Origin of the sequence: Methyloceanibacter marginalis (assembly GCF_001723295.1) — a bacterium.
Classification (GTDB): domain Bacteria; phylum Pseudomonadota; class Alphaproteobacteria; order Rhizobiales; family Methyloligellaceae; genus Methyloceanibacter; species Methyloceanibacter marginalis.
This window is the reverse complement of sequence record NZ_LPWD01000173.1, coordinates 1-5,093: the sequence shown is the minus strand read 5'-3', so window position 1 is coordinate 5,093 and position 5,093 is coordinate 1. Positions and strand designations below refer to the sequence as shown.

Here is a 5,093-nt window from a genome sequence, read left to right as displayed (position 1 = left end):
GGGGTCTGCCGGTAATCCTGCCTGAGGAACCTCGGCGGAAGGGCAGCTTTCGGGTTTTTTTAAGCCTTATGGCCTAGCCTCCCGGCCAACAATCGAAGCGTCGAAAAGGCGCTCCCATGGCGGGTCCATGGCTCAAAAGGGGGCGGTCAGTGAGTGCATCCTCAAACGAGTTTGCCGGTGGTGCCTATCTGCCGCCGCGTCAGCACGCCGCCGGCGTGGTCGACTTCGAGTCACGCGGCAGCGAGGTCCAGCCGATGCTCGAGCTCGATCAGGTCCTGGAGAGCATCCGGGCCACCGCCTACCGGTGGGACTTCAATACGGACGCGGTCGAATGGGCCGCCAATGCCGGAACCGTGCTCGGCGGAATCGATATTACCAAGCTTCGGAAGGGCCGCGCCTTCGCGCTGCATGTCGATCCGGAGCACGCGGGTGCGCGCTATGACGGCATCACCGGCGGACCGCATGCGGCCCCCGGGGCGGCGCTGCCCTATACGCTGCACTACCGGCTGCTTCCCGAGGGACGCCGCGGCAAGGCTGCGCTCTGGGTCGAGGATCTGGGCGTCTGCTTCACCGATGCGGATGGCCGCCCGGTCCTGGCCCAAGGCACGCTTCGCGTCATCGACGACCGCCGCGACAGGGACCGCCTTCATCTCGCCGGCGGCAAGGACGAACTGACCGGTTTGCTCAACCGGACACAGCTCACCGCGGCGCTCTCCAATCTTCTGTCCGACGCGGGCCGCTCGCCAACCCACGGCGCATTTCTGTTGGTCGGCGTCAACGATCTCACGCTGATCAACGAGACTTATGGCTACGACGTGGGCGACGAGCTTATCGCCATCGTCGGCCGGCGTCTCGGCCGGGTGGTGCGCGGCAAGGATTGTCTCGGCCGTTTCTCGTCGAACAAATTCGGCGTCGTGCTGCACGACTGCGATGCGGAAGGCGTGGAAGCCATCGCGCGCCGTTTGATGGCCGTCGTCGGCGACAGCATCGTCGACACCAGCGTCGGCGCCGTGGCGGCGACGGTCTCCATCGGCGCCGTGCTGCTTCCCCAAAACGCCTCAAGCGCACAGAACGCTATGGGGCATGCGCTGCAGACTCTCGATGAGGCCCGCGCGAGCCGCAGCGATCAGTTCCGTTGCTATGTCCCTTGCGAGCGCCAGGAGTCCGAGCGGCGGCGCAATGTCGGCATTGCCGACGACATCATCCGCGCGCTCAACGACCGTCGCATGATGATCGCGCTTCAGCCCATCGTGACCTCGCGCAGTCACGAGCCGGAGCTTTATGAGTGCCTGCTGCGTATGCGGCGGCTGGACGGCTCGGTGGTGAGCGCGAGCGAGTTCATCCACGTGGCCGAACAGTTCGGGCTTTCCAAGCTGATCGACTATCGCGTGCTGGAGCTCGCCGTGGATTTGCTGCGCGCGATGCCCAAGATCAAGCTGGCGCTCAACGTCTCCGCCACGACGGCCACCGACCCGCAATGGATGGCCGCGCTCGAAGGGTTCACGGGCAATGACCGCTCGCTGACCGAGCGGCTCACCGTCGAGATCACCGAGACGACGGCCATCTCCGATATCAAGGCGGCGATCAAGTTCGTGAGTACGCTAAAAGCGCTTGGCTGCCGGGTGGCGCTCGACGATTTCGGTGCCGGCTACACCTCGTTCCGCTCCCTGCGCGAGCTTGGCGTGGACATGGTCAAGATCGACGGCTCGTTCATCGAGAATCTCGGCACGGACGCGGAAGACGAGATGTTCGTGCGCACGCTTATCGATCTGGCGCGCAGCTTCGGCGTCGTCACGGTCGGCGAATGGGTGAGCGATGAGCGCACCGTCAAGCTGCTCGAGAAGGCCGGCGTGTCCTACATGCAAGGCTATTTCTTCGGCGCGCCGGAGCTTCAGAAGGACGATCCGGCGCTGAAGCCGGCCAAGCCCGCAAGCTAGACTTCGCCGGTCAGGCGCGCGGCGAGCTTCGAGAGGACGGCGTCGTGCACGCCTTCCTCCTCCAATGCCGCACCGTGTTCAGCACATACTCGATATTGGCGCCGGCCTGCCCCCGGCAGCGCGGACGATGCGCAATTGCTCGTCGAGGGAGAGCCTGCCGGCATATTGCGGGTGGGTCGGGTCGGCGAGATAGGTGAGCGCCTTCACGGTGCGGCCGGAGCCGTCCACCAGGCGCACATTGCGATAGGTTTCCACATAGACCGCGGTCACCTGCTCGCGCTCGCGCAAGTAAGCGATCGTCTCGTCCTCCGCGCCAGGTGCAACGCGGAAAGTGACGCCCCTGCAAGCCCCGCCCCGATCGAGCCCGAGCACCAAACCCGGTTGCTCCTTGGTGCCGCGATAGAAGACGGAATAGACGCAGAGTGCGCGGTGCGCGCCTTTGAGCAAGCCGGGGGCCTGCACCGCAAACGGAAAGCCCGGCCGCCACATCAGCGAGCCGTAGCCGAAAACCCAAAGCTCAGTCATGTCTGCCGCGTTCTTGCCTGCCCAAACGAGATCAGATTGCCGTCAGGCGCGGGCACAAGCAACTCAGGCTTCCTCTCTCAGCGTTGGTCTCCGGCGGTGTGTTGCTCCGGATGGGCTACATCGTCGTCATCTTCGGCGCTTTGCTGCAGTTCCACCACCGCCTGTGTACCGTGGGCTAGCGGGGGGCTGGGCGTAAAGACCGTGCGCTCGGGCTCGGGCACGGGGCTGGCCGCCTTGATGCGGCCGAAGGTGTAGAGCGCCAGGGCCACGTGAATGCTGGCGATGAAGCCCAAGAGGCTCGTAATGCCCAACTCCGCGATGAGAAAGCTGGCCAGGAACGGTCCAACGATCGCGCCAAACCCGAAGACCAAGAGCAGGCGGCTGCTGACCTCCACCGACGCTTCGGGGTCGGCGCGGTCATTCACGTGCGCGACGCAGAGCGGATAAAGCGAGAGGGCGAAAGCGCCAAACAGGGCCGTCAGACCTAAGAAGATCCAATTTGAACCGACGAAGTCCAGCAAGAGCGACACCGCGACGGCGGCGGAGGCGAGACAGACCGCGGCAATCACCCAGCGGCGATCGACGCGATCGGAGAAACGCCCGATCGGCCATTGGCTCAGCGCGCCGCCGATCACCGCGGCGGACATGAACAGGCTGACGCCCAGGCTCGTGCCGCTCCACGCCCGCGCGAACAGCGGCGCGAATGTCCAGAAGGCGCCATTGGCGAGGCCCACGGCGAGACAGCCGACAAGGCCGACCGGGGCCAAACGATACAGCCCGACAAGATTGACGCTCGTGACTTGGGGAATCGTGGGGACGGCGCCGGTCGTCAGCGTGACCGGAACCAGCGACAGGGAAATCGCGATGGCGACCACCGCAAAGAGTTGAAACGTCTCCGACGAGGGCACGGAAAACAGCAATTGGCCACCGACAATGCCAAACCAGGTGGCCGCCATGTACAGGCCGAAGACGTGACCGCGGGACTGGGGCGTTGCTTGATTGTTGAGCCAGCTCTCGATGACGATGAGGAGGCCGGCGAGGCAAAGCCCGACGACCGCCCTCAGGGCGAGCCAAGGCAGAGGCGCGATAGCGAGCGCGTGAATCAAAGCCGCGCTTGAGCCGAGAGCCGCGAAGGCCGCAAAGGATCGGATGTGGCCAAACCGCCTGATGATGCGCGGCAGGAACATGCATCCAACCACGAACCCGGAATAGTAGAGCGTGCCGAGGGTGCCGATCGTGACGACCGAAAACCCTGCGCGCTCACCCTGGATGGGAACCAGCACGCCGAGCAGCCCATTTCCCAGCTCGAGAAAAATGGTGGCAATTAACAAAAAGAGCAGGGAAACGAGCATCAGACGTCGCGTAAATGGATGGAAGCCGGCAGAACCGCGTCCGACAGGATCAAGACCTGTGACGATTGTGAGTCTTAGCCGCGGCGCATGTGAGCCCGCGACCTTCCGCCTCAATCCTCGTGGCCGTGGGGACGGCCGAAGTCCGGATCGGCCGTGTCCTGACCTAACTCGATACGCCGCGGCGGATGGCGCGGGTACGGGTGAACTGCTCGAACAGCGCATCGCCGTCGCCGTGCCGGATGGCCTTGGTCAGGGCCGAGACGTCCTCGTTGAAGCGCCCGAGCATTTCCAGCACCGCCTCCTTGTTGGCGAGGAAGATGTCGCGCCACATGGTCGGGTCCGATGCGGCGATGCGGGTGAAGTCCCGAAAGCCGCCGGCGGAAAATTTTAGGACCTCCGAGCGGGTCACCGTCTCCAGCTCGTCGGCGGTGCCGACGATCGTGTAGGCGATCAGATGGGGAAGATGGCTGGTCACCGCGAGCACCAAGTCGTGATGGTCGGGCGTCATGACCTCCACATTGGCGCCGAGCAGCCGCCAGAACTTGGCAAGCCGGTCGACTGCTTGCGCGTCGGTGCCTTCGGGTGGCGTCAGGATGCACCAGCGCCCGTCGAACAGCTCGGCAAATCCGGCATCGGGACCGGAATGCTCGGTACCCGCCACCGGATGGGCCGGCACGAAATGCACGTTGCCGGGCAGGTGCGGACCCATATCGCGCACGATCGCCCCTTTCACCGAACCGACGTCGGAGACGATGGCGCCTTCTTTCAGATGCGGCGCGATTTCCTCGGCCACCGTACCGCACACGCCGACAGGAACGCAGACAATCACGAGATCGGCGCCTTCGACCGCTTGCGCGTTGGTCTCGACGACTTTATCGGCAATGCCGAGTTCCGTGACGCGCTGGCGGGTCTCAGGCGAACGGGAGCAGGTCACGATGGTGCGCACGGCGCCTTGCTCCCGCGCTGCGCGCATAATCGAAGAGCCGATCAGGCCAGGGCCGATAATCGCCAGCGTATCGAAGAGGGGCTCGCTCATTGGGCGCCGTCCAGGAATTCGCTGAGCGCTTCGATCACCGCGCGGTTCTCGGGCTCCGTGCCGATGGTCAGGCGCAGCGCATCGGGAAAGCCGTAGTTTTCCACACGGCGCAAGATGATGCGGCGCTCATGAAGAAAAGCGTCCGCGTCGCGCGCAGACCTGCCGGCGTCGCCGGGAAAATGCACGAGCAAAAAGTTGGCCGCGCTCGGCGTCACGCGCAAGCCGATACGCTCGAGCTCGTCG

Annotated in this window: 4 protein-coding genes and 1 pseudogene; 1 reads left to right on the top strand and 4 read right to left on the bottom strand. The window is 64.8% G+C overall.

Annotated features, from left to right (window positions below; translation table 11 throughout):
• Window positions 1–149: 149 nt before the first annotated feature.
• Window positions 150–1,937 carry a GGDEF and EAL domain-containing protein gene (locus tag AUC71_RS07175; RefSeq protein ID WP_158007742.1) on the top strand — a complete coding sequence of 596 codons (1,788 nt, stop codon included), beginning with the start codon at window positions 150–152 and terminating at the stop codon, window positions 1,935–1,937.
• Between the two features lie 78 nt (window positions 1,938–2,015).
• Here the strand turns inward: AUC71_RS07175 and AUC71_RS07170 are convergent, their stop codons facing one another.
• From AUC71_RS07170 to AUC71_RS19305, 4 genes and pseudogenes are all read right to left on the bottom strand, one after another.
• The gene (locus AUC71_RS07170; RefSeq protein WP_342021813.1) at window positions 2,016–2,462 is read right to left on the bottom strand and encodes a gamma-glutamylcyclotransferase; all 447 of its coding nucleotides are present in this window, start codon (window positions 2,460–2,462) and stop codon (window positions 2,016–2,018) included.
• A gap of 77 nt (window positions 2,463–2,539) precedes the next feature.
• Window positions 2,540–3,814 carry an MFS transporter gene (locus AUC71_RS07165; RefSeq protein WP_069623715.1) on the bottom strand — a complete coding sequence of 425 codons (1,275 nt, stop codon included), beginning with the start codon at window positions 3,812–3,814 and terminating at the stop codon, window positions 2,540–2,542.
• Window positions 3,815–3,924: 110 nt separating this feature from the next.
• Window positions 3,925–4,850: pseudogene (locus AUC71_RS07160) on the bottom strand (prephenate/arogenate dehydrogenase family protein).
• Window positions 4,847–5,093 (bottom strand): aminotransferase class I/II-fold pyridoxal phosphate-dependent enzyme (locus AUC71_RS19305; protein ID WP_342021812.1); only part of this gene is annotated, 247 nt, incomplete at its 5' end. The gene AUC71_RS19305 and the pseudogene AUC71_RS07160, both read right to left, overlap by 4 nt.